The organism is Streptomyces atratus (genome assembly GCF_900119365.1).
Taxonomy (GTDB): domain Bacteria; phylum Actinomycetota; class Actinomycetes; order Streptomycetales; family Streptomycetaceae; genus Streptomyces; species Streptomyces atratus_B.
The window spans coordinates 133,826-153,087 of sequence record NZ_FPJO01000011.1; the positions used below are offsets into that span (position 1 = coordinate 133,826).

General features: G+C 71.2%; 19 protein-coding genes. 7 read left to right on the forward strand and 12 right to left on the reverse strand.

The window, feature by feature from the left end:
* Window positions 1-87: 87 nt before the first annotated feature.
* Together BT364_RS20205 and BT364_RS39230 are read right to left on the reverse strand one after the other, a co-directional pair.
* Window positions 88-1,419 (reverse strand): metallophosphoesterase, encoded by a 1,332-nt coding sequence (locus tag BT364_RS20205; protein WP_072486601.1) that lies wholly within the window; start codon window positions 1,417-1,419, stop codon window positions 88-90.
* A 30-nt stretch (window positions 1,420-1,449) separates the two neighbouring features.
* Window positions 1,450-1,695, reverse strand: coding sequence for an SCO4848 family membrane protein (locus BT364_RS39230; RefSeq protein WP_079179553.1), 246 nt, complete (start codon window positions 1,693-1,695; stop codon window positions 1,450-1,452).
* 121 nt (window positions 1,696-1,816) lie between these two features.
* Between BT364_RS39230 and BT364_RS20210 the strand changes: the two genes are divergently transcribed.
* Window positions 1,817-3,070, forward strand: coding sequence for a D-alanyl-D-alanine carboxypeptidase family protein (locus BT364_RS20210; protein WP_371268628.1), 1,254 nt, complete (start codon window positions 1,817-1,819; stop codon window positions 3,068-3,070).
* Here the strand turns inward: BT364_RS20210 and BT364_RS20215 are convergent.
* A complete protein-coding gene (locus BT364_RS20215; RefSeq protein WP_072486602.1) occupies window positions 3,018-3,947 on the reverse strand; it encodes a YihY/virulence factor BrkB family protein in 930 nt (309 codons plus the stop codon). The genes BT364_RS20210 and BT364_RS20215 overlap by 53 nt on opposite strands.
* 143 nt (window positions 3,948-4,090) lie before the next feature.
* On the opposite strand from BT364_RS20215, the gene BT364_RS20220 reads away from it, so the two are divergent.
* Window positions 4,091-5,440 (forward strand): decaprenylphosphoryl-beta-D-ribose oxidase, encoded by a 1,350-nt coding sequence (locus BT364_RS20220; RefSeq protein ID WP_072486603.1) that lies wholly within the window; start codon window positions 4,091-4,093, stop codon window positions 5,438-5,440.
* Window positions 5,441-5,486: 46 nt separating this feature from the next.
* On the forward strand, window positions 5,487-6,338 hold the full coding sequence (locus tag BT364_RS20225; RefSeq protein ID WP_072486604.1) for a decaprenylphospho-beta-D-erythro-pentofuranosid-2-ulose 2-reductase: 852 nt from the start codon (window positions 5,487-5,489) through the stop codon (window positions 6,336-6,338).
* Window positions 6,339-6,359: 21 nt separating this feature from the next.
* On the opposite strand, the gene BT364_RS20230 is transcribed toward BT364_RS20225, so the two are convergent.
* Both BT364_RS20230 and trpS read right to left on the reverse strand, forming a co-directional pair.
* Window positions 6,360-6,950 (reverse strand): 2'-5' RNA ligase family protein, encoded by a 591-nt coding sequence (locus BT364_RS20230; RefSeq protein WP_072486605.1) that lies wholly within the window; start codon window positions 6,948-6,950, stop codon window positions 6,360-6,362.
* Between the two features lie 112 nt (window positions 6,951-7,062).
* Window positions 7,063-8,076 (reverse strand): tryptophan--tRNA ligase, encoded by a 1,014-nt coding sequence (gene trpS, locus BT364_RS20235; protein WP_107408268.1) that lies wholly within the window; start codon window positions 8,074-8,076, stop codon window positions 7,063-7,065.
* Window positions 8,077-8,216: 140 nt separating this feature from the next.
* Between trpS and rocD the strand changes: the two genes are divergently transcribed.
* On the forward strand, window positions 8,217-9,419 hold the full coding sequence (gene rocD, locus BT364_RS20240) for an ornithine--oxo-acid transaminase (RefSeq protein ID WP_072486607.1): 1,203 nt from the start codon (window positions 8,217-8,219) through the stop codon (window positions 9,417-9,419).
* Between the two features lie 67 nt (window positions 9,420-9,486).
* Window positions 9,487-10,272 (forward strand): SMI1/KNR4 family protein, encoded by a 786-nt coding sequence (locus tag BT364_RS20245; RefSeq protein ID WP_072486608.1) that lies wholly within the window; start codon window positions 9,487-9,489, stop codon window positions 10,270-10,272.
* Between the two features lie 66 nt (window positions 10,273-10,338).
* Here the strand turns inward: BT364_RS20245 and BT364_RS20250 are convergent, their stop codons facing one another.
* The 3 genes from BT364_RS20250 to pdxR all read right to left on the reverse strand — a co-directional run bounded on the left by BT364_RS20250 (window position 10,339) and on the right by pdxR (window position 13,299).
* On the reverse strand, window positions 10,339-11,520 hold the full coding sequence (locus BT364_RS20250; RefSeq protein WP_072486609.1) for a glutathionylspermidine synthase family protein: 1,182 nt from the start codon (window positions 11,518-11,520) through the stop codon (window positions 10,339-10,341).
* A 5-nt stretch (window positions 11,521-11,525) separates the two neighbouring features.
* The gene (locus BT364_RS20255) at window positions 11,526-11,795 is read right to left on the reverse strand and encodes a hypothetical protein (protein WP_072486610.1); all 270 of its coding nucleotides are present in this window, start codon (window positions 11,793-11,795) and stop codon (window positions 11,526-11,528) included.
* Between the two features lie 100 nt (window positions 11,796-11,895).
* Complete coding sequence (gene pdxR, locus BT364_RS20260; protein ID WP_072486611.1) at window positions 11,896-13,299, reverse strand: MocR-like pyridoxine biosynthesis transcription factor PdxR; 1,404 nt, start codon at window positions 13,297-13,299, stop codon at window positions 11,896-11,898.
* Window positions 13,300-13,346: 47 nt separating this feature from the next.
* On the opposite strand from pdxR, the gene BT364_RS20265 reads away from it, so the two are divergent.
* Together BT364_RS20265 and BT364_RS20270 are read left to right on the forward strand one after the other, a co-directional pair.
* The gene (locus BT364_RS20265) at window positions 13,347-13,862 is read left to right on the forward strand and encodes a carboxymuconolactone decarboxylase family protein (RefSeq protein WP_072486612.1); all 516 of its coding nucleotides are present in this window, start codon (window positions 13,347-13,349) and stop codon (window positions 13,860-13,862) included.
* 74 nt (window positions 13,863-13,936) lie between these two features.
* Window positions 13,937-14,671, forward strand: a complete 735-nt coding sequence (locus BT364_RS20270) for an isocitrate lyase/PEP mutase family protein (RefSeq protein ID WP_072486613.1) — start codon at window positions 13,937-13,939, stop codon at window positions 14,669-14,671.
* Window positions 14,672-14,705: 34 nt separating this feature from the next.
* Here the strand turns inward: BT364_RS20270 and BT364_RS20275 are convergent, their stop codons facing one another.
* The 4 genes from BT364_RS20275 to BT364_RS20290 form a co-directional block, all read right to left on the reverse strand.
* Window positions 14,706-16,082 carry a B12-binding domain-containing radical SAM protein gene (locus BT364_RS20275; protein WP_072486614.1) on the reverse strand — a complete coding sequence of 459 codons (1,377 nt, stop codon included), beginning with the start codon at window positions 16,080-16,082 and terminating at the stop codon, window positions 14,706-14,708.
* A 120-nt stretch (window positions 16,083-16,202) separates the two neighbouring features.
* Complete coding sequence (locus BT364_RS20280) at window positions 16,203-17,192, reverse strand: malate dehydrogenase (RefSeq protein ID WP_072486615.1); 990 nt, start codon at window positions 17,190-17,192, stop codon at window positions 16,203-16,205.
* Window positions 17,193-17,722: 530 nt separating this feature from the next.
* On the reverse strand, window positions 17,723-18,349 hold the full coding sequence (locus tag BT364_RS20285) for a DUF3017 domain-containing protein (RefSeq protein WP_072486616.1): 627 nt from the start codon (window positions 18,347-18,349) through the stop codon (window positions 17,723-17,725).
* Window positions 18,350-18,378: 29 nt separating this feature from the next.
* On the reverse strand, window positions 18,379-19,242 hold the full coding sequence (locus BT364_RS20290; RefSeq protein ID WP_072486617.1) for a bifunctional methylenetetrahydrofolate dehydrogenase/methenyltetrahydrofolate cyclohydrolase: 864 nt from the start codon (window positions 19,240-19,242) through the stop codon (window positions 18,379-18,381).
* Window positions 19,243-19,262 lie beyond the last annotated feature (20 nt).

Here is a 19,262-nt window from a genome sequence, read left to right on the forward strand (position 1 = left end):
AAGAGTAAAACTGTGACTCATAGCCTTTTGTTCGGCAGCTGAAACCTTGGGTGCATGTGAACGTCCGGAACTGCCATCGACGGAGAGTCACGCCCGCAGCGAAGCAAGCTCCACGACGGTGATGTCGGAGGGCGCGCCGACCCGTACGGGCGGGCCCCAGGCGCCCGCGCCGCGTGAAACGTAGAGCTGGGTGTCGCCGTACCGGTCGAGCCCGGCGCCCGTGGGATTGGCCAGATCCGCGATGTACTTGCCCGGCCAGAGCTGGCCGCCGTGGGTGTGACCGGAGAGCTGGAGGTCCACTCCATGGGCGACCGCGTCATGGATGACGACGGGCTGATGGGCCAGGAGAACAGCGGCGCGGGTGCGGTCCCGGTCGCCGAGCGCGAGCGCGAAGTCGGGGCCCTGCCTTTCGCTCTCACCGGCCACGTCATTGACGCCCGCAAGATCGAATCCATCGATCTCGACCCGGGAGTTCTCCAGCGGGTGAAGCCCCAATTCCCTCACCTGGTCGATCCATTGGGCGGCGCCGGAGTAGTACTCGTGATTACCGGTGACGAAGAAATTCCCCTGCCGGGAACTCAGCCGGGCGAGCGGCTCCGCGGCCGGCCCGAGGTCGGCGACGGTTCCGTCGACGAGATCCCCCACCACGGCGACCAGATCCGGCTGGGTCCGGTTGATGGTGTCGACGATCCGCTGGGTGTGGGCGCGGCCGAGGGTCGGGCCGAGGTGGATGTCGCTGACGACGGCGATCCGGTAGCCGTGCGCGGAGCGCGGCAGTTTGGCGAGCGGGACGGTGATCCGCTTGACCCGCGGCCCGCGCAGCACCCCGTAGGTGCCGTAGCCGACCGTACCGAGCCCGGCGACGGCGGCGGCACCGCCGACGGCCCGCGCGACGAACAGCCGGCGTGTGGGGGCGGCGGGGCGCTGCGGGGCGGGGGCGTCGGCGACGAGGGTGCTCGGGGCGGCACCGCCGGAAGCCTCCGCGACCGAGGCGGTCGACGGGCGATTTCTGCCATTCGGGCGATCTGCGGGGGGCTCGCTCGCCGCTGCCGTCGCGTCCGCACCCTCCCGGTTCACCCGGCTCGCCCGGTCCGCCCGGTTCGCGAGCACCCGGCGCAGCACCGGCCGTACCGCCTCGCCCACCAGCAGAGCCAGCGTCAGGTACAGCACGGCGGCCAGCCACAGATAGCCCGGCCAGGCCAGCACCTGCTGGAGCCGGAAGGGCGCACCCGCGCGGCCGGAGACCAGCGCGCCGATGCTCAGCAGGGGCAGGACGTACGCGGCCACCGTGCCGGCTCGGCGCAGGGCACTGCCCTCGGCCGTCGTGTCACCGACGAAGCGGCGCCAGAGATAGCGGTGCACACCGGCGAGCAGTGCGAGCACCACGATCACCGTCACCACGAGTCCGGCCACTGCCACCCGTCCTCACCCGTCCGTCATACGGCCTGATTATGCGCGTTCGCGGCGCAGGGCCTTGACGCCACGGAACCCGATCACACCAACAGCCGTCCCCAGGAGAAAGGACGTGATGGCGAGCAGCAGATGCACCCAGAAGTACGCAGTCGGGTCACCCGCGTCGTCGAAGGCGAGTCCGCTGCCGTCCTTCCACAGGTTCTTGACGAAAGTGATCCAGATGAACCAGCTCCACACCCCGAAGGCGAGCAGGAACCAGGAGACGGGGCGGCTGAGCTTCATGGACTCAGTATCTCCGCCGCGCTCCGGCAGAGCCGCCCGGGGTGGGCTGTCCCGGCGGAACGCCCGGCGGGTCAAGCCATCCGGACACATTTTCATATCTTCTCCCTGTACGTTTCCGACCGTGCCTGCTCTCAAAAAGACCGCACTGACGGTCATCTCTGCCGCCTTGTTGTCCACTTTTGTCATCAGTCCGGCATCGGCGGTCGGCAAGGACACCTCCGACGACCGGCCGAAGCCGCCCTCGGACATGTCCAAGGTCGGTGGCGAACTGCTGGGCAGGCCCGGCACGCAGGTCAAACTGGGACCGGACGCCCCGGTGCTGCCGAAGGACCTCACGGGCAGGTCCTGGATCGTCGCGGACGCGGAGAGCGGCCAGGTCCTCGCCTCGCACAACCCGCACTGGCGGCTGCCTCCCGCCTCCACCCTGAAGATGCTCTTCGCGGACACCGTGATGCCCGCGCTCCAGCCGAAGACCCAGGAGTACACCGTCAAGGACGAGGATCTCGCCGATCTCGGCGAGGGCAGCAGCCTGGTCGGCGTCAAGGAGAAGCTCACCTACACGGTCCACGACCTGTGGCTCGGGGTGTTCCTGCGGTCGGGCAACGACGCGGTGCACGTGCTGTCCTCGATGTACGGGGGTGTCCCCAAGACGGTCGACGCCATGCAGTCGCACGCCGAGGAGTTGCAGGCACTCGACACCACGGTGGTCTCGCCCGACGGGTACGACGCGCCCGACCAGGTCTCCAGCGCGTACGACCTGACGCTGTTCGCCCGCAGCGGGCTGCAGAAGGCGGACTTCCGGGAGTACTGCTCGACGGCCGAGGCGCAGTTCCCCGGCGCGAAGAAGAAGGGGAAGCGCGAGAGCTTCGGCATCCAGAACACCAACAAGCTGCTCACCGGCGCGGACGGCGTCGCCCCGTACAAGGGCATCGCGGGCGTCAAGAACGGCTACACCACGCACGCCGGCAACACCTTCACCGGCGTCGCCGAACGCAACGGCAAGGTGCTGCTCGTCACCGTCATGAACCCGTCGTCCGACAAGGCCCACGCCGTCTACAACGAGGCCGCCAGCCTCCTCGACTGGGGCTTCGACGCGAGCGGCAAGGTGACCCCGGTCGGCGAGCTGGTGCCCCCGAAGTCCGCCACCACCGGCACCGGGACCGGGAAGGGTCCCACGGCCGAGCAGGGCAAGGACGAGGGCAGGAACGGCCCCGCGCGGACCACGAAGACCTCCGCGACCGAGAGCGGCGGCGGAGGCGCCGGGATCGCTCTGGGCATCACCGGAGGCGCCCTGGTGCTGCTGGCCGGCGGGGTGTTCCTGGTCAACCGGCGCTGGCCGCTGCCTGACCTGATGCGCCGCCGTCCTCGCCGCTGACCTGCCCGGACGCCGCCTCGGTGTCCTCGTCGTTCTGCGTCGCCGTCCAGGCGGCGCAGAACAGCAGCAGCCTCGCCGAGAAGTTGATCCACAGCAGCAGCGCCACCGGCACCCCGAAGGCGCCGTACATGCTCTTCGACGCCACGCTCCTCATATAGCTGCCGAGCAGCAGCTTGAGCAGTTCGAAGCAGACCGCGCCGATCGCCCCGGCGACCAGCAGGCTGCGCCGCGGGGGCTCGACGCCGGGCAGCAGGGTCAGCATGTAGAGCAGCAGCAGGAAGCCGGCGAGCGCCGCCACGACCAGGGCGGCCACCCGCAGCACCACACCGCCCGCGCCCCGGTCCGAGATGTTCAGCAGACCGGCGGCCCGGCCGACGGCGACCGAGCCGACCGACGACACCGCGAAGGTGGCGAGCGCCGCCCCGCCGAGGCCGAACAGCAGCCCCGCGTCCTTGAGTTTGCGCAGGACCGGATTGCCCAGGTCCATGTCGTCCATGCCCCAGACGGCGCGCAGGCAGTCCCGCATCGAGCCGATCCAGCCGATGCCGGTGAGGAGCAGCAGCGCACCGGCCACCAGTCCGACCGTGCCCGCGTGGGTCACCAGGTTCTCGATGCCGAGCTGGTCGGAGATGCCGGGCACCTGCTCGGCGAGCTTGTCCTCGATCTTGTGGAGCTGCTCGGTGGAGAGCAGCGCGGCACCGATCGCCGCACCCACCGCGATCAGCGGGAAGAGCGCCAGGAAGCTGATGAAGGTGATCGCGGCGGCGAGCCTGGCCCAGTGGACCCGCTCCAGCGTCTCGTAGGAGCGCCAGGCGTGCGTCGCCATCAGCCGGGAGACGATCGGCCCGATGACGGGGAGGTTCTTGAGCCAGTCCATGACGTACGGCTTACCCTCCCGGGCGCGGAAAACCGGCACCGGGCCTCGTCACCGTACGGACTGACGCTCCCTCAATCACCCATAACGGTGAGTGTTGTAACAAATGCCCCGAAAGGGTTTTCTCGGGCGATACGGTCACCGTCATGTCTGTCGACACCGTGTCCCTGACCGGCTGGGGCCGCACCGCCCCGACGGCCGCCCTGCGTTTCCGCCCCCGTTCGTACGAGGAGGCGGCGGCGACGGTACGCGGCTGCGGACCGCGCGGCTCCATCGCCCGGGGCCTCGGCCGGGCCCATGGCGACGCGGCCCAGAACGCGGGCGGCTCCGTCCTCGACATGACCGCGCTGAACCGGGTCCGCACCATCGACGCCGGGACCGGAACCGTGGTCTGCGACGCCGGGGTCAGCCTGCACCGGCTGATGGAGGTCCTGCTGCCGCTCGGCTGGTTCGTCCCCGTCACGCCCACCACCCGCTACGTCACGGTGGGCGGCGCGATCGGCGCCGACATCCACGGCCACAACCAGCACGTCTCCGGCTCCTTCTCCCGGCACGTCCAGGAGCTGGAGCTGCTGACCGCCGGGGGCGAGATCCGTACGGTCCGGTCCGGCACCTCCCTCTTCGACGCGACCGCGGGCGGTCTGGGCCTGACGGGTGTGATCCTCTCGGCCACGCTCCGGTGCCACCGCGTCACCAGCTCATGGATGTCGGTCGACACCGAACGCGCCGTCGATCTGGACGACCTGCTGGAGAGGCTCTGCGCCGGGGACCACCGCTACCGCTACTCGGCCGCCTGGATCGACCTCCGCGCCCGCGGCCGGGCGACGGGGCGCTCCGTACTGACCCGAGGGGAGCACGTGCCCCGGTACGCGCTCCCGGCCCGCGCCCGGCGCACACCGCTGGCGTTCCGCCCGGGGCCGCTGCCGACCGCCCCCGCCCTCGTACCGGAGGCGCTGCTCGGCGGCACCCCGGCCGCCCTGTTCAACGAGGTCCGGTACCGCGGGGCGCCCAGGTACCGGATCGGCGAACTCCAGAGGCTGGCCGCGTTCTTCCACCCGCTGGACGGGCTGCCGCAGTGGAGCCGGGCCCATGGGCGGGCCGGATCCGTGCGGTACCAGTTCGTCGTCGGACACGGCCGGGAGGAGGCGCTGCGCCGGATCGTGCACCGGCTCTCCCGGCGGCGCTGCCCGTCGTCGAACGCGGTGCTCAAGCGGTTCGGCACCGGCGACCCGGGGTGGCTGTCGTTCCCCGTGCCCGGCTGGACGCTCGCCCTCGACCTGCCCGCCGCCCTGCCCGGCCTGGCCCGGTTCCTGGACTCGCTGGACGAGGAGGTGGCGGCGGCCGGCGGCCGGGTCTGCCTGGCAAAGGACTCCCGGCTCCGGCCGGAGCTGCTGGCCGCGATGTATCCGAGGCTGGCCGACTTCCGGTCGCTGCGCGCCGAGCTGGACCCGGACGGGGCCTTCCGCTCGGACCTGTCGCGCCGCCTGTCGCTCTGACCACCGCCGCCCGCCCCTCCCTCCCCACGTCGCAAGGAGTGTTCCCGTGAAGGACGCCTTCGGAGCCCCGCAGTCCCTGCTCGTCCTCGGCGGCACGTCGGAGATCGCCCTGGCCACCGCGCGGCGGCTGATCGCCCTGCGGACCCGTACGGTCCGGCTGGCCGGGCGCCCCTCCCCCGCGCTCGACGCGGCCGCCGCCGAACTGCGCGCACGCGGCGCCGACGTCCGCACGGTCGACTTCGACGCCCTGGACTCCGCGTCGCACGAGACCACGCTCGGCAAGGTCTTCGCCGAGGGCGACATCGACATGGTGCTGCTCGCCTTCGGCATCGCGGGCGACCAGGGGCGCGACGAGGAGGAGCCGCTCGCCGCGGTCCGGGTCGCCCAGACCAACTACACGGGAGCCGTCTCCGCCGGGCTGGTGTGCGCAGGCGCACTCCAGGCGCAGGGGCACGGCTCGCTGGTGGTGCTGTCCTCGGTGGCGGGCGAACGCGTCCGCCGCGCCGACTTCATCTACGGGTCCAGCAAGGCGGGGCTGGACGCGTTCGCGCAGGGGCTGGGGGACGCGCTGCACGGGACGGGGGCGCATGTGATGGTCGTGCGCCCCGGCGTCGTACGTCCGGAGCCGAGGGCGGAGGCGGGGGCGGTGCGGGTGGCGGGAGCCACACAGGCCGCGGGAGTGGTGCAGGGAGCGGGAGCGGTGCGGGCCGCGGCCCGGTTCGTCTCGGCGCCGCTGGAGGCGTCGCCGCTCACCACCACCCCGGACGCGGTCGCTGAGGCCATCGTGACGGGGCTGCGGCGGCGCTCGGAGACGGTGTGGGTGCCCGGGTCGCTGCGTGCGGTGATGTCGGCGCTGCGGCATGTGCCGCGCCCGCTGTTCCGGCGGCTGCCGATCTGAGCCGGAGCCGCCGGGAGGTGATCAGGGCTGCAGGGAGGGCTCGTCCACGGAGGAGCCGCCCTGCGCGGGCACGGCGGGCGTGCCGCCACCGGCGCCGAACGGGAACTCGTTGATCTTGCGCCAGACGCTGTCCGAGCCCTGCTCGTACAGCGCGAAGGAACCGCAGGTCCAGGCGGCCTCGTAGTCGGCGAGCTCCGCGTACGCCCGGTCCATCGCCGCCTCGGCGATGTCGTGCGCCACGGTCACATGCGGGTGGTACGGGAACTGGAGCTCGCGCACCAGCGGCCCGGAGGCGTCCCGGACCCGCTTCTGCAGCCAGGTGCAGGCCGAGGCGCCCTCGACGACCTGGACGAAGACGACCGGCGAGAGGGGACGGAAGGTCCCCGTGCCGGACAGCCGCATCGGGAAGGGGCGGCCGCCCGTCGCGATCTGGGCGAGATGCGCCTCGATCGCGGGCAGGTCGGCCGCCTCGGCCTCGGTCGGCGGAAGAAGGGTGACGTGGGTGGGAATGCCGTACGCGGCAGGATCCCCGAAGCTCGCGCGCCGCTCCTGGAGCAGGCTGCCGTAGGGCTCCGGGACCGCGATCGAAACGCCGAGCGTTACGGTCCCCACGTCGTCCTCCTCAATCCTCGATGGCCGGTGGCCTGTTTTCGGCCACCGACCGGTTCAGCTTCCCGTCGCCAGTGTGACGCCTGCGGCCGCGAAACCGCCAGGGTCCTTGGACTCAGTGCTTCGCGGGCAGAAAACCCATCCGGTCGTACGTCAGGGCCAGGGTCTCGGCCGCGACGGCACGGGCCTTCTCCGCGCCCTTGGCCAGGATCGAGTCCAGCGTCTCCGGGTCGTCCAGGTATTCCTGGGTGCGGGTACGGAACGGTGTGACGAACTCGACCATGACCTCGGCGAGGTCGGTCTTGAGCGCACCGTAGCCCTTGCCCTCGTACTTCTGCTCCAGATCCGCGATACCGGTCCCGGTGAGTGTCGAGTAGATGCTCAGCAGATTGCTGACGCCGGGCTTCTCCGCGCGGTCGAAGCGGATCACCGTGTCGGTGTCGGTGACCGCGCTCTTCACCTTCTTGGCGGTGGCCTTCGGCTCGTCCAGGAGGTTGATCAGGCCCTTCGGGGTCGGCGCCGACTTGCTCATCTTCGCCGACGGGTCCTGGAGGTCGTAGATCTTCGCCGTCTCCTTGAGGATGTACGGGTCCGGCACGGTGAACGTGTCGCCGTAACTGCCGTTGAACCGCTCGGCGAGATTACGGGTCAGCTCCAGGTGCTGGCGCTGGTCCTCACCGACCGGGACCTGGTCGGCCTGGTACAGCAGGATGTCGGCCACCATCAGCATCGGGTACGTGAAGAGACCGACCGTGGTGCGGTCGGCGCCCTGCTTGGCGGACTTGTCCTTGAACTGCGTCATGCGCGAGGCCTCGCCGAAACCGGTGAGGCAGTTCATGATCCAGCCGAGCTGGGCGTGCTCGGGGACATGGCTCTGGACGAAGAGCGTGCAGCGCTCCGGGTCGAGACCGGCGGCGAGGAGCTGGGCGACGGCGAGCCTGGTGTTCGCGCGCAGCTCCGCGGGGTCCTGCGGGATGGTGATCGCATGCAGGTCCACGACCATGTAGAAGGCGTCGTGGGATTCCTGCAGCGCCACCCACTGGCGGACCGCGCCGAGGTAATTGCCGAGGTGGAAAGAGCCTGCGGTGGGCTGGATTCCGGAGAGCACACGGGGGCGTTCAGAGGCCATGGAACTCATTGTCTCAGGTGCGGGCACCGCCCCCCGACCGGCCTGGCGCGCCGGGAAATACAGGTTTCCTCACCACGGATCCGACCGACGATACAAAGTGGGCACCACCCCGCCCACGCCGCACGACGAACGGAGATCCCGTGTCGACCACGGACACCGCCATCGCCTCCGCCGAGGCGCACAGCGCGCACAACTACCATCCGCTGCCCGTCGTCGTCGCCACGGCGGACGGAGCCTGGATGACCGATGTCGAGGGCCGCCGCTACCTCGACATGCTCGCCGGCTACTCGGCGCTCAACTTCGGTCACGGCAACCGGCGCCTGATCGACGCCGCCAAGGCGCAGCTGGAGCGGGTGACCCTCACCTCCCGCGCCTTCTACCACGACCGGTTCGCCGACTTCTGTACGCAGCTCGCCGCGTTGTGCGGCATGGAGTCGGTGCTGCCGATGAACACGGGCGCGGAGGCCGTGGAGACCGCGGTGAAGACGGCCCGCAAGTGGGGCTACCGGGTGAAGGGCGTCCCGGACGGCATGGCGAAGATCATCGTCGCCGCGAACAACTTCCACGGCCGGACGACGACGATCATCAGCTTCTCCACGGACCCGGAGGCGCGGGAGGACTTCGGCCCGTACACGCCGGGGTTCGAGATCGTGCCGTACGGGGATCTCACGGCGCTCCGGGAGGCGATGACCGAGAACACCGTGGCGGTCCTCATGGAGCCGATCCAGGGCGAGGCCGGGGTGCTGGTGCCGCCGCCGGGCTATCTCCCCGGGGTGCGCGCGCTCACGCGCGAGCGGAACGTGCTGTTCATCGCGGACGAGATCCAGTCGGGCCTGGGCCGGACCGGCCGGACCTTCGCCTGCGAGCACGAGGGGGTCGTGCCGGACATGTACGTGCTCGGCAAGGCGCTGGGCGGTGGTGTGGTGCCGGTGTCGGCGGTGGTCTCGTCGCAGAAGGTGCTGGGGGTGTACCGGCCCGGTGAGCACGGTTCGACGTTCGGCGGCAATCCTCTGGCCTGCGCGGTCGCGCTGGAGGTCATCGCGATGCTCCGCACCGGCGAGTTCCAGCAGCGGGCGGCCGAGCTGGGCGAGCACCTGCACCAGGAGCTGGGGCTGATGGTGGGCGGCGCGGTGGAGGAGGTGCGCGGCCGCGGGCTGTGGGCGGGCGTCGACATCGCCCCGGCGCTCGGCACCGGCCGGGAGATCTCCGAGAAGCTGATGGACCGCGGGGTACTGGTCAAGGACACCCATGGCTCGACCATCCGGATCGCCCCGCCGCTGATGATCAGCAAGGAGGACCTGGACTGGGGCCTCGAACAGATCCGCGCCGTGCTGCGCGGCTGACGCCGGCGTCCGCCCGCCGGACAGGCCCGGGGCCTGTCCGGCGGGCCGCCCTGGCAGAATCCGCTCCGTGAGACCTGACCTGACACAGCTGCGGGACCTGGTCGAGGATTCACCGGGGTTCGGCCGCAGGCGCGCCGCCGCCGTACCGGAGGCACTGATCCGCGAGGCCGAGTCCCGGGTCGGCCCGCTGCCGCCGTCGTACCGGTGGTGGCTGGCCGAGTACGGCCACGGGCGGGCCGGGAACGCGGACATCGCGACGGTGGCGCCCGGCGGATCCGACGACGGCACGGCCGGGTCCGAGGACGACATGTACGAGGCCGTCACCGCCGGGTGGCGGCTGAGCGGCGACCGGCTGTGCTTCGCCGTCGAGCCGGACTGCGGCGACGACTACCACTTCGCGCTCGACCGGGCCGGGGAGGCCGGGGACGGGGAGTACCCGGTGGTCCACCGTGACGGTACGGACGGCTGCGAGTACCCGATGGCGGAGTCCTTCGCCGGATTCCTGGCCGTCCGGGCCTCGGAGCTGCGGGGGCTGCGGGACGGGCCCAACCCCGCGGTCGCCCGGCTGTGGCGGTCGACGCCGGGCGTGCTGCTCGACAACGGCGTCCATGTCTACGGCCCGCACCTCATCCAGGAACGCAACGAGACCTTCGAGGTGTCCCGGTACGCGCCCGGCTGGGTGCTGGTCGGCGACGACAGCGGGGGCGACGGATTCTTCATGCGCCACCACGGCCGCGACCGTGTCTCCGTCCACCGGCTCGGACTGGGCGCGATCGGCGGGGACGTGGCGGCGGCCGGGGAACGGGTGACGGACGACCTGCTCGGCTGGCTGCGCGCGGGCGGGACCTCCTGAGCCGCGTCCGGCCCCAGGCCCTGTCGTCGAACTGCCGTCTGCCGCACGGCAGTTTGACGACAGGGCCTAGAGAATGACGTGCGGCAGGAAGCGGGCGTACTCGTCCGTGACCGCGCCCTCCGACTCGCGGATGCCGAGGCCGGCCGCCTCGTCCTCGACGACCCACGCGCCCAGCACCACACGGTTGCCGTCGAAGTCCGGCAGCGGTGCCAGTTCCTGGTAGCAGCACGGCTCGTCCCGCGGTACCGCCGGGCTTCCCGGCTCGTGGATCGTGACCCCGGCCCCCTCGCGGCCGAGCAGTGGCTTGGCGGCCCAGCCGGCCGACGCCGCGAGTCCGCGGGGGCCGTCGAGGTAGGAGGCGAGCAGGTTGGGGTGGTTCGGGTAGAGCTCCCAGAGGATCACCAGCAGCGCCTTGTTGGACAGCAGCATCTTCCAGGCGGGCTCGATCCAGCAGGTCGTACCCGTACCACCGCCGTTGTCGAGGGTGTCGAGCACCTGCGGGCCGAACCGGTCGGTCGCCAGCCACTCCCACGGATACAGCTTGAAGCAGCTCCGGATGAAGCGGAGCCGCTCGTCGACGAACCGCCCGCTCAGCCGGTCCCAGCCGATCCGCTCGACGGAGAGCGCCTCCGTCTCGATGCCGGCCTGCGCGGCGGTCTCCCGCAGATAGGCGACCGTCATCAGGTCCTCGCCCAGCTCGTCCCCGTCGGAGTGCGCGAAGTGCAGCGGTCCGGGCGGCAGCAGGGCGGCTTGCCGCTTCCAGGCCGCGACGAGGCGTTCGTGCAGCGAGTTCCACTGGTCGGCGCCCGGGAAGCGGTCCTCCATCCAGAACCACTGGGCGCTCGCGGCCTCCACCAGGGAGGTGGGGGTGTCCGCGTTGTACTCCAGCATCTTCGCCGGACCGGTGCCGTCGTAGCACAGGTCGAACCTGCCGTAGAGCGAGGGCAGTTCGTCACGGCGCCGCCAGGACTGGGCGATCAGCGCGGCCAGCCGCCGGTCGGTGATGCCGAGTTCGGCGAAGCGGTCCCGCTCCACGATGTGCGCGGCCGCGGCCAGGCACATGGTGTGCAGTTCCTCGACGACGTCCTCCAGTGCCTCGACCTCGGGCAGCGAGAAGACGTAGTAGGCGCTCTCGTCCCAGTACGGGCGCAGCGATCCGTCCGGGTAGCGGGTGAGCGGGAAGACGATCCCCTGCTCCTCCACCGTCTGCTGCCAGCCCTCGCGCGGCTGCGTGGTGCGGCGTTCCATGCCGGTCAGCCGCCGCCGGTGCCCGAGCAGCCGAAGCCGCCGCGTTCGACCGCGGACTTGTCGAAACTGCCGCCTTCCACCTTGCCGTTCTTGCTGCTGCCGCCGTAGTAGTACGAGCCCTTGCCGTTCTTGCACTCGTAGCTCGGCAGCTTGTCGCGGGTCAGCGGGTCGACGCACCGCTTGTCCGGCTCCGAACCGCAGGAGGTGATCATCGCCGCGAGCACCCCCATGCCACCGAGCACCACGGTGCTCGACCTCAGCCTGCGTGTGGCCATGTTTCCGTCTCCCCCGCCGTACGAATCAAGCCAGTGTGGCCATTCGTCAGATTAGAGGGCCGCCGGGTACGGCAGGAAGCGGGGGCACCGAACCTCCCCGTCAGGGCAGCACCCGGCAGAGGGCGTCCAGCGCGCTCGCCCAGGCGCTGTCGGTAGGTGTTCCGTAGCCGATGACCAGCGCATCGCGGCCCGGCGCCGCGTCCGGGTGCCGGAAGCGCGAGATCCCCTCCAGCGCCAGCCCCTGCCACGCCGCCGCCCGGAGCACCGACGTCTCGCTGCCCTCCGGCAGTTCGAGCACGGCGTGCAGCCCGGCCGCTATCCCGCTGATCCGGACGTCGGGGGCCCGCTCCGCCAGTGCCGCGACGAGCTGGTCGCGGCGGTGCCGGTAGCGCAGCCGCATCGAACGCACATGACGGTCGTACGCACCCGACTCGATGAACTCCGCGAGCGTCAGCTGGTCCAGCGCGCTCGACGACCAGTCGCTCATCCCCTTGGCCTCGGACACCTCCCCCACCAGCGACTCCGGCAGCACCATCCACCCCAGCCGCAGCCCGGGCGCCAGCGACTTGCTCGTCGTCCCCAGGTGCACCACGCGCTCGGGGTCCAGGCCCTGGAGCGCGCCGACCGGCTGCCGGTCGTAGCGGAACTCGCCGTCGTAGTCGTCCTCCAGGATCAGCCCACCCGTGCCGCGCGCCCAGTCCACGGCCGCGGCCCGCCGGTCGGGGTGGAGCGGCACCCCCGTCGGGAACTGGTGCGCGGGCGTCATCAGGACCGCGCCCACGCCGCGCAGACCGGCCAGTTCACCGGTCCTCGCGCCGAATCCGTCGACCGGCAGGCAGGGCAGCCGCAGCCCGGCGTCCGAGAGCAGGTTCCAGTGCACGTCCAGTCCGTACGACTCGACGGCCACTTCCCGCACCCGCCGCTTGCGCAGGACCGGCCCCATCAGTTTCAGCGCCTGTACGAAACCGGCGCAGATCATGATCCGCTCCGGGTCCGCGTACACCCCGCGGGCCCGTGCCAGATAGTCGGCGAGCACGGTGCGCAGTTCGATACGTCCGCGCGGATCGCCGTAACCGAAAGCGTCGTTGGGTGCGGCCGTCAGGGCGCGCCGGGAGGCCTTGAGCCAGTCGGCGCGCGGGAAGGTCGAGAGGTCGGGCGAGCCGCCCAGCAGGTTGTGGACGGGCCTGGAGCGCACCGCCCGCGCCCGCGTGGTCCTGGTGGCCGGCCGGCGCGGCTCGGCCCGCTGCGCCACCCGGGTGCCCGAGCCCTGCCGGGCGGTGAGCCAGCCCTCCGCGACCAGTTCCGCGTAGGCGTCGGCGACGGTGTTCCGGGCGATGCCGAGGTCGGCGGCGAGGCCGCGGGACGACGGCAGCCGGGTGCCGGGCACCAGCCGCCCCGTCCGTACGGCCTCGCGCAGGGCGTCCATGAGCCCGGCCCGGAGCCCCGTCGCACCGGTTGTTTCGAGATGCAGGTCGGCACCGAAAGTGGCCCATGAATCTGTCACAGGAATGGACCATACCGGTGCGCCATCCGCCCCGTAACGTCGTAGCCATGACGACGAACGAACACAGCCACCCGACCACCGGCCTCAACCCCGAGCACGCCCCGCGCATGCAGCCCTGGGCCGAGCTCGCCCCCGATGTCTACAAGGCCATGGTCCGGCTGGACGCAGCCTCCCGTAAGGGCCTCGACCCGGTCCTGGCGGAGCTGGTGAAGATCCGCGCCTCGCAGCTGAACCACTGCGCGTTCTGCCTCGACATGCACACCAAGGACGCGCTCGCGGCCGGTGAGTCCGTCGAGCGGATCGTCCAGCTCAGCGCGTGGGAGGAGTCGCAGCACTTCTACACGCCCAAGGAGATCGCGGCGATCGAGCTGACCGAGGCGGTGACGGTGCTGACCGACGGTTTCGTGCCGGACGAGGTGTGGGAGAAGGCAGCGAAGCAGTTCGACGAGACGGAACTCGCCCATCTCGTCGCCGCGATCACGACGATCAACGCCTGGAACCGCTTCGCCGTGACCACCCGCATGGTCCCCGGCCACTACAAGCCGGGCGAAATCAAGCACTGACCCGATGGGCCGACCCCGCAGACCGGCCCGTAATCCGCGCCCCGCCACCGCTCGACACCCCACAGGAGCCCCGCGTGACCGCTTCCGTCCTCCGCGCCCTGCACCACGACCGGACCCCCGGCGACCCGCTGATCGTCCCCGGCCCGTGGGACGCGGCGAGTGCGCGCGTCTTCGTCGACGCGGGCTTCCCGACGCTCGCCACGCCCAGCGCCGGGGTCGCGGCCTCACTCGGTTACGAGGACGGGGCGACGCCCGCCGCCGAGATGTTCGCGGCCGTGGCCAGGATCGTGCGCGCCGTCCCGGCCTCCGTGCCCGTCTCGGCGGACATCGAGGCGGGTTACGGACTGGCGCCGGAGGAACTCGTCGAACGGCTTCTCGACGCCGGAGCCGTCGGCTGCAATCTGGAGGACTCCGCCGACGGCGCCCTCGTCGACGCCCAGCGGCAGGCGGACCGGCTCGCGGAGGTACGGGCGGTCGCGGGCGACGCGCTCTTCATCAACGCCCGCGTCGACACCTACGTCCGCGGTGTCCCCGACGGCACCGACCCGGAGACGGAGACGGTCCGCCGCGCACTGCTGTACGTGGCGGCGGGCGCGGACTGCGTCTATCCGATCATGGCCCCGCCCGAGGCGCTGCCCGCCCTGGCCGCCGCCGTCCCGGCCCCGCTCAACACCTTCGCCCGGCCGGACGGACCGCCCCCGCGCCGACTCGGCGAGCTGGGCGCCACCCGGATCACCTTCGGCCCCGGGCTGCAGCGCCGGGCCATGGCGGCCGTACGCGAGATCGCGGACGAGCTGCGGAAGAGGTAGCCGCCCCGGCCGGCACGCGGTGGGCGGTACGCGGTCAGGCCCGTCTGCCGCCGAAGGCCGCCAGGGTCCGCTCCAGCATCGGCATGGCCCGCACCACGTTGCGGGAGCGGATCAGGGCGTCCCAGGCGGGCTCGAACTTCTTCCAGCCGCCCGAGTACGCCAGGTGCCTGAGCCGTTCGTGCATGCCCGGCTGGGCGGCCGCACCGCGCCATATGTTGGACCACCGGTAGAAGTCGCGGTACGCGCGCCAGTACCCGTCCTCCAGCTGGCGCGGCGTCATGCCCTTCGGGCGGTACACGACATGGCGGGTGTCGTAGAGGTCCCAGTCCCGGTGGACGATCCGGTCCTGTGCCTCCAGCTGTTTCCACAGTCCGGTGGACGGATACGGCGTCATGATGTGGAAGGTGGCTGTCTCGATGCCCTGCTCGACGGCCCACTCCACCGTACGGTCGAAGACGTCCGGGCCGTCGTGGTCGAGCCCGAAGACGAAGCTGGCGTTGACCATGACCCCGGCGTCATGGAGCCGGCGGACGGCGGCCGCGTAGTCCTTGCCGATGTTCTGGTCCTTGCGCCGCTCGGCGAGGTTCGCGCTGTTGACGGTCTCGAAGCCGACGAACAGGCTGCGCAGCCCGGCGTCCACGGCGCGCTCCAGCAGATCCGGCTGGAGCACGGACTTGACGGTGCCGGCGGCCTGCCAGAGCCGTCCCATTCCGGCCATCCCGTCGAAGAGCGCCTCGGCGAAGCGCCGGTTGCCGAGCAGATGGTCGTCGAGGAAGTACAGATGCCGGCCCGGCAGCCGCTCGATCTCGGCGAGCGCCTCGTCCACGGCCTGGGTGTAGAAGGACTTCCCGCCCTCGAAGAAGGCGTCCTTGTAACAGAAGTCGCAGTGGTGCGGGCAGCCGCGCGAGACGACGATCGAGTTCGGTACGAGATACAGCTGCCGCTTGATCAGGTCGCGCCGCACGGGCGGCAGCCCGGCCAGGGTACGCAGCTTCGAGTCGTACCGCCGGGCCGGCACCCCGTCGCGGAACTCCTTGAGGAACAGCGGCCAGGTGTCCTCGCCCGGCCCGGTGAAGATCGTGTCGGCGTGGGCGGCGGCCTCGTCCGGGAGCGAGGTCACATGGAGCCCGCCCATGGCGACGTGGACACCCCGGGCGCGGAAGTGGTCGGCGATCTCGTAGCCGCGCCGGGCGGAGGTGATGTACGGCTGGACGACCAGGAGATCGGGGCTGTCGAGCGCCTCGATGTCGACCCGCTCGACGTGTTCGTCGAGGAGCGTCACCTCGTCGTCCGGGTCGAGGTACCCGGCGAGGGTCGCCAGGCCGAGCGGCGGGAAGAGCGAGTACTTGATGGGCCGGAACAGCGGGCTGGTCGCCTCGGTCAGGGCCGGAAGGATCATCGTCACGCGCATGACAGCGCAGACTCGGGAAGGGGTGCGGTCAGTTCCCGGCCGCGGCCGCCCGTGTACGCGACCGCCCCCGGCAGCGAGCGCTGCCGGGGGCGACGGGGTACGCGTGAAAAAGCGTACGGATCAGATCAGGCCGAGCTCGCGAACCGCGTCGCGCTCCTCGGTGAGCTCCTTCACCGAGGCGTCGATGCGCGCACGGGAGAAGTCGTTGATCTCCAGACCCTGGACGATCTCGTACTTGCCGTCCTTCGTGGTGACCGGGAAGGACGAGATGATGCCCTCGGGCACGCCGTAGGAGCCGTCCGAGGGGATACCCATGGAGGTCCAGTCGCCCGCGGCGGTGCCGTTGACCCAGGTGTGCACGTGGTCGATGGCTGCGTTGGCGGCGGAGGCGGCCGAGGACGCGCCACGGGCCTCGATGATCGCGGCGCCGCGCTTGGCGACGGTCGGGATGAAGGTGTCGGCCAGCCAGGCCTCGTCGTTGACGAGCTCGGCGGCGTTCTTGCCGGCGACCTCCGCGTGGAAGATGTCGGGGTACTGGGTCGCCGAGTGGTTGCCCCAGATCGTCAGCTTCTTGATGTCGGAGACGGCGGCACCGGTCTTGGCGGCCAGCTGCGAGATCGCGCGGTTGTGGTCGAGGCGGGTCATCGCGGTGAAGCGCTCGGCCGGTACGTCCGGGGCCGCGGCCTGTGCGATGAGCGCGTTGGTGTTGGCCGGGTTGCCGACGACGAGGACCTTGATGTCGTCCGCGGCGTTGTCGTTGATGGCCTTGCCCTGCGGCTTGAAGATGCCGCCGTTGGCGGAGAGCAGGTCGCCGCGCTCCATGCCCTTCGTACGCGGGCGGGCGCCGACCAGCAGGGCGACGTTGGCACCGTCGAACGCCTTGTTGGCGTCGTCGGTGATCTCGATGCCGCGCAGCAGCGGGAAGGCGCAGTCGTCGAGCTCCATCGCGGTGCCCTCGGCGGCCTTCAGGCCCTGCGGGATCTCCAGGAGGCGCAGGTTGACCGGCACGTCCGGGCCGAGCAGGTGGCCGGAGGCGATGCGGAAGAGCAGCGCGTAGCCGATCTGGCCGGCTGCGCCGGTCACGGTGACATTCACGGGAGTGCGGGTCATGGCGATCTCCGTTAGACAGCTGGCGGTGGGGGTTCCTGGCCCCTGGTGCTGGACATCCCTGAATCTTGATGTGAAGAGATATCCGGCGATCAGGCTATCCGACCCGGGACATCCCGGCCGCCCTGCCCCCTGTGGCACCGCACACAACCCGTCACACAGCGCTCACCCGGCCGAACCCGGTCACCCGGGAGGCGGCGGGTCATCGGTACGGGGCGCACGGGGGTATTCGGAAACCTCGCACCCGGTTGCCGCGCGCCCCTGCTCCACGTCCTCGCCCCACGCCCTCGGGCCGGGGCTCCGTTGCCTGACGATCACACAGTGGCGGAATGGTCACTTCCGTGCCACAGGCCACAGGCATCCCTTGAACCGGCCACACCCCGTCGACCAGGCTGAACTCCGGACGGGGCAAGGCCGCTCAAGTCACCACATTCCGGGGCGTTTACGTTCCGGTGGGCCCCGATACCGGTGTCCGTCCCTTCTCGGGGGAGGGGACGGGCACCCTTTTTCCGCGAGCGCGGCAAACCGCGGGCTCAGCGGATGGTGAAGTGGACCGCCTGTTCCAGGAACGGAATGTCCAGCCACGGCTCGGGCTGCGCCACCAGCGCGAGCATCACGATGAGGAAGCCGAGCAGCCCGTAGGTCACCAGGTCGGTGAAGCGGGAACGTACCGCCAGCATGCCCACCGACGGCACCACGAGCCGCAGCACGGCACCCCCGATGAGGGCGACGCCGATCAGCATCGTGCCGACCCGGAAGGCTTCGGCGAACAGGTCGACGGCCACGATCAGCAGCCCGATCCCGGCCGTGCAGAGCACGGCGAGCAGCGGCCACTGACGGGCCGGGGCGGGCGCGTCCCCGGACGCGGCCCTGCCCCCGCCCTCGGGACGCGCGGTGTCCCGGGTGAGCGACGGGAAGCGCCGCGACGGACGCGGGCCGGTGCCCGTACCGCCGTCGCCCGCACCTTCACGGGTGTCGTCGTCACGGGCGTCGTCAGGCGCGTCGTCGTCACGGGCGTCGTCGTCACACGTCGCGGCCTGGTCCGGTGCGGCCCCGTCCGCCGCCCTCTCACCCGTGCCCGGCGCGTCCGCGCGGGACGGCGCCGCGGACGTGCCGTCCGCCTCGGCGGACGGGTCGGCCGGACTCGTACCAGCACCCATGGGGTTCCCTCCGGATCGGGTCGGCCGGCTCAGACGGCCGCGGCCGCGTTGCGCTCGGCCGCCTCGACCACGTTGACGAGCAGCTGGGCGCGGGTCATCGGGCCGACACCGCCCGGGTTCGGGGAGATCCAGGCGGCGACCTCGGCCACGCCCGGGTGGACGTCCCCGACGATCTTGCCGTTCTCGTCCCGGCTGACGCCGACGTCGAGCACGGCGGCGCCCGGCTTCACGTCCTCGGGCTTGATGATGTGCGGCACCCCGGCGGCGGCGACGATGATGTCGGCCTGCTTGAGCTGGGCGGAGAGGTCACGCGTACCGGTGTGGCACTGGGTGACGGTGGCGTTCTCGGACTTACGGGTCAGCAGCAGCGGGATGGAGCGGCCGATGGTGACTCCGCGGCCGACGACCACGACGTGCGCCCCGTTGATCTCCACGTCGTGGTGGCGGAGCAGCTGGACGACACCCTGCGGGGTGCAGGGCAGCGGGCCCGTCTCGTTCAGGACGAGGCGGCCGAGGTTCATCGGGTGGAGGCCGTCGGCGTCCTTGGCCGGGTCCATCAGCTCCAGGACGCGGTTGGTGTCGATCCCCTTGGGCAGGGGCAGCTGCACGATGTAACCCGTGCACTCGGGGTTGGCGTTGAGCTCCCGTACGACGTCCTCGATCTCCTCCTGGGTGGCGGTGTCGGGGAGTTCGCGCTGGATGGAACCGATGCCGACCTGCGCGCAGTCACGGTGCTTGCCGTTCACGTACCACCGGCTGCCCGGGTCGTCCCCGACCAGCAGGGTTCCCAGGCCAGGGGTGATGCCCTGTGCCTTGAGGGCCGCCACGCGGACGGTGAGATCGGACTTGATCGCGGCTGCGGTGGCCTTGCCATCGAGAATCTGGGCAGTCATGTCCCCATACTCGCGGATGA

What these genes read in the sequence shown, in the direction of transcription:
- BT364_RS20285 (WP_072486616.1), bottom strand. Translation starts at nt 18,349, where the DNA reads ATGGGTGCTGGTACGAGTCCGGCCGACCCGTCCGCCGAGGCGGACGGC.
- trpS (WP_107408268.1), bottom strand. Translation starts at nt 8,076, where the DNA reads ATGGCCTCTGAACGCCCCCGTGTGCTCTCCGGAATCCAGCCCACCGCA.
- BT364_RS20280 (WP_072486615.1), bottom strand. Translation starts at nt 17,192, where the DNA reads ATGACCCGCACTCCCGTGAATGTCACCGTGACCGGCGCAGCCGGCCAG.
- BT364_RS20220 (WP_072486603.1), top strand. Translation starts at nt 4,091, where the DNA reads ATGTCTGTCGACACCGTGTCCCTGACCGGCTGGGGCCGCACCGCCCCG.
- BT364_RS39230 (WP_079179553.1), bottom strand. Translation starts at nt 1,695, where the DNA reads ATGAAGCTCAGCCGCCCCGTCTCCTGGTTCCTGCTCGCCTTCGGGGTG.
- BT364_RS20290 (WP_072486617.1), bottom strand. Translation starts at nt 19,242, where the DNA reads ATGACTGCCCAGATTCTCGATGGCAAGGCCACCGCAGCCGCGATCAAG.
- BT364_RS20250 (WP_072486609.1), bottom strand. Translation starts at nt 11,520, where the DNA reads ATGGAACGCCGCACCACGCAGCCGCGCGAGGGCTGGCAGCAGACGGTG.
- BT364_RS20215 (WP_072486602.1), bottom strand. Translation starts at nt 3,947, where the DNA reads ATGGACTGGCTCAAGAACCTCCCCGTCATCGGGCCGATCGTCTCCCGG.
- BT364_RS20265 (WP_072486612.1), top strand. Translation starts at nt 13,347, where the DNA reads ATGACGACGAACGAACACAGCCACCCGACCACCGGCCTCAACCCCGAG.
- BT364_RS20275 (WP_072486614.1), bottom strand. Translation starts at nt 16,082, where the DNA reads ATGCGCGTGACGATGATCCTTCCGGCCCTGACCGAGGCGACCAGCCCG.
- BT364_RS20255 (WP_072486610.1), bottom strand. Translation starts at nt 11,795, where the DNA reads ATGGCCACACGCAGGCTGAGGTCGAGCACCGTGGTGCTCGGTGGCATG.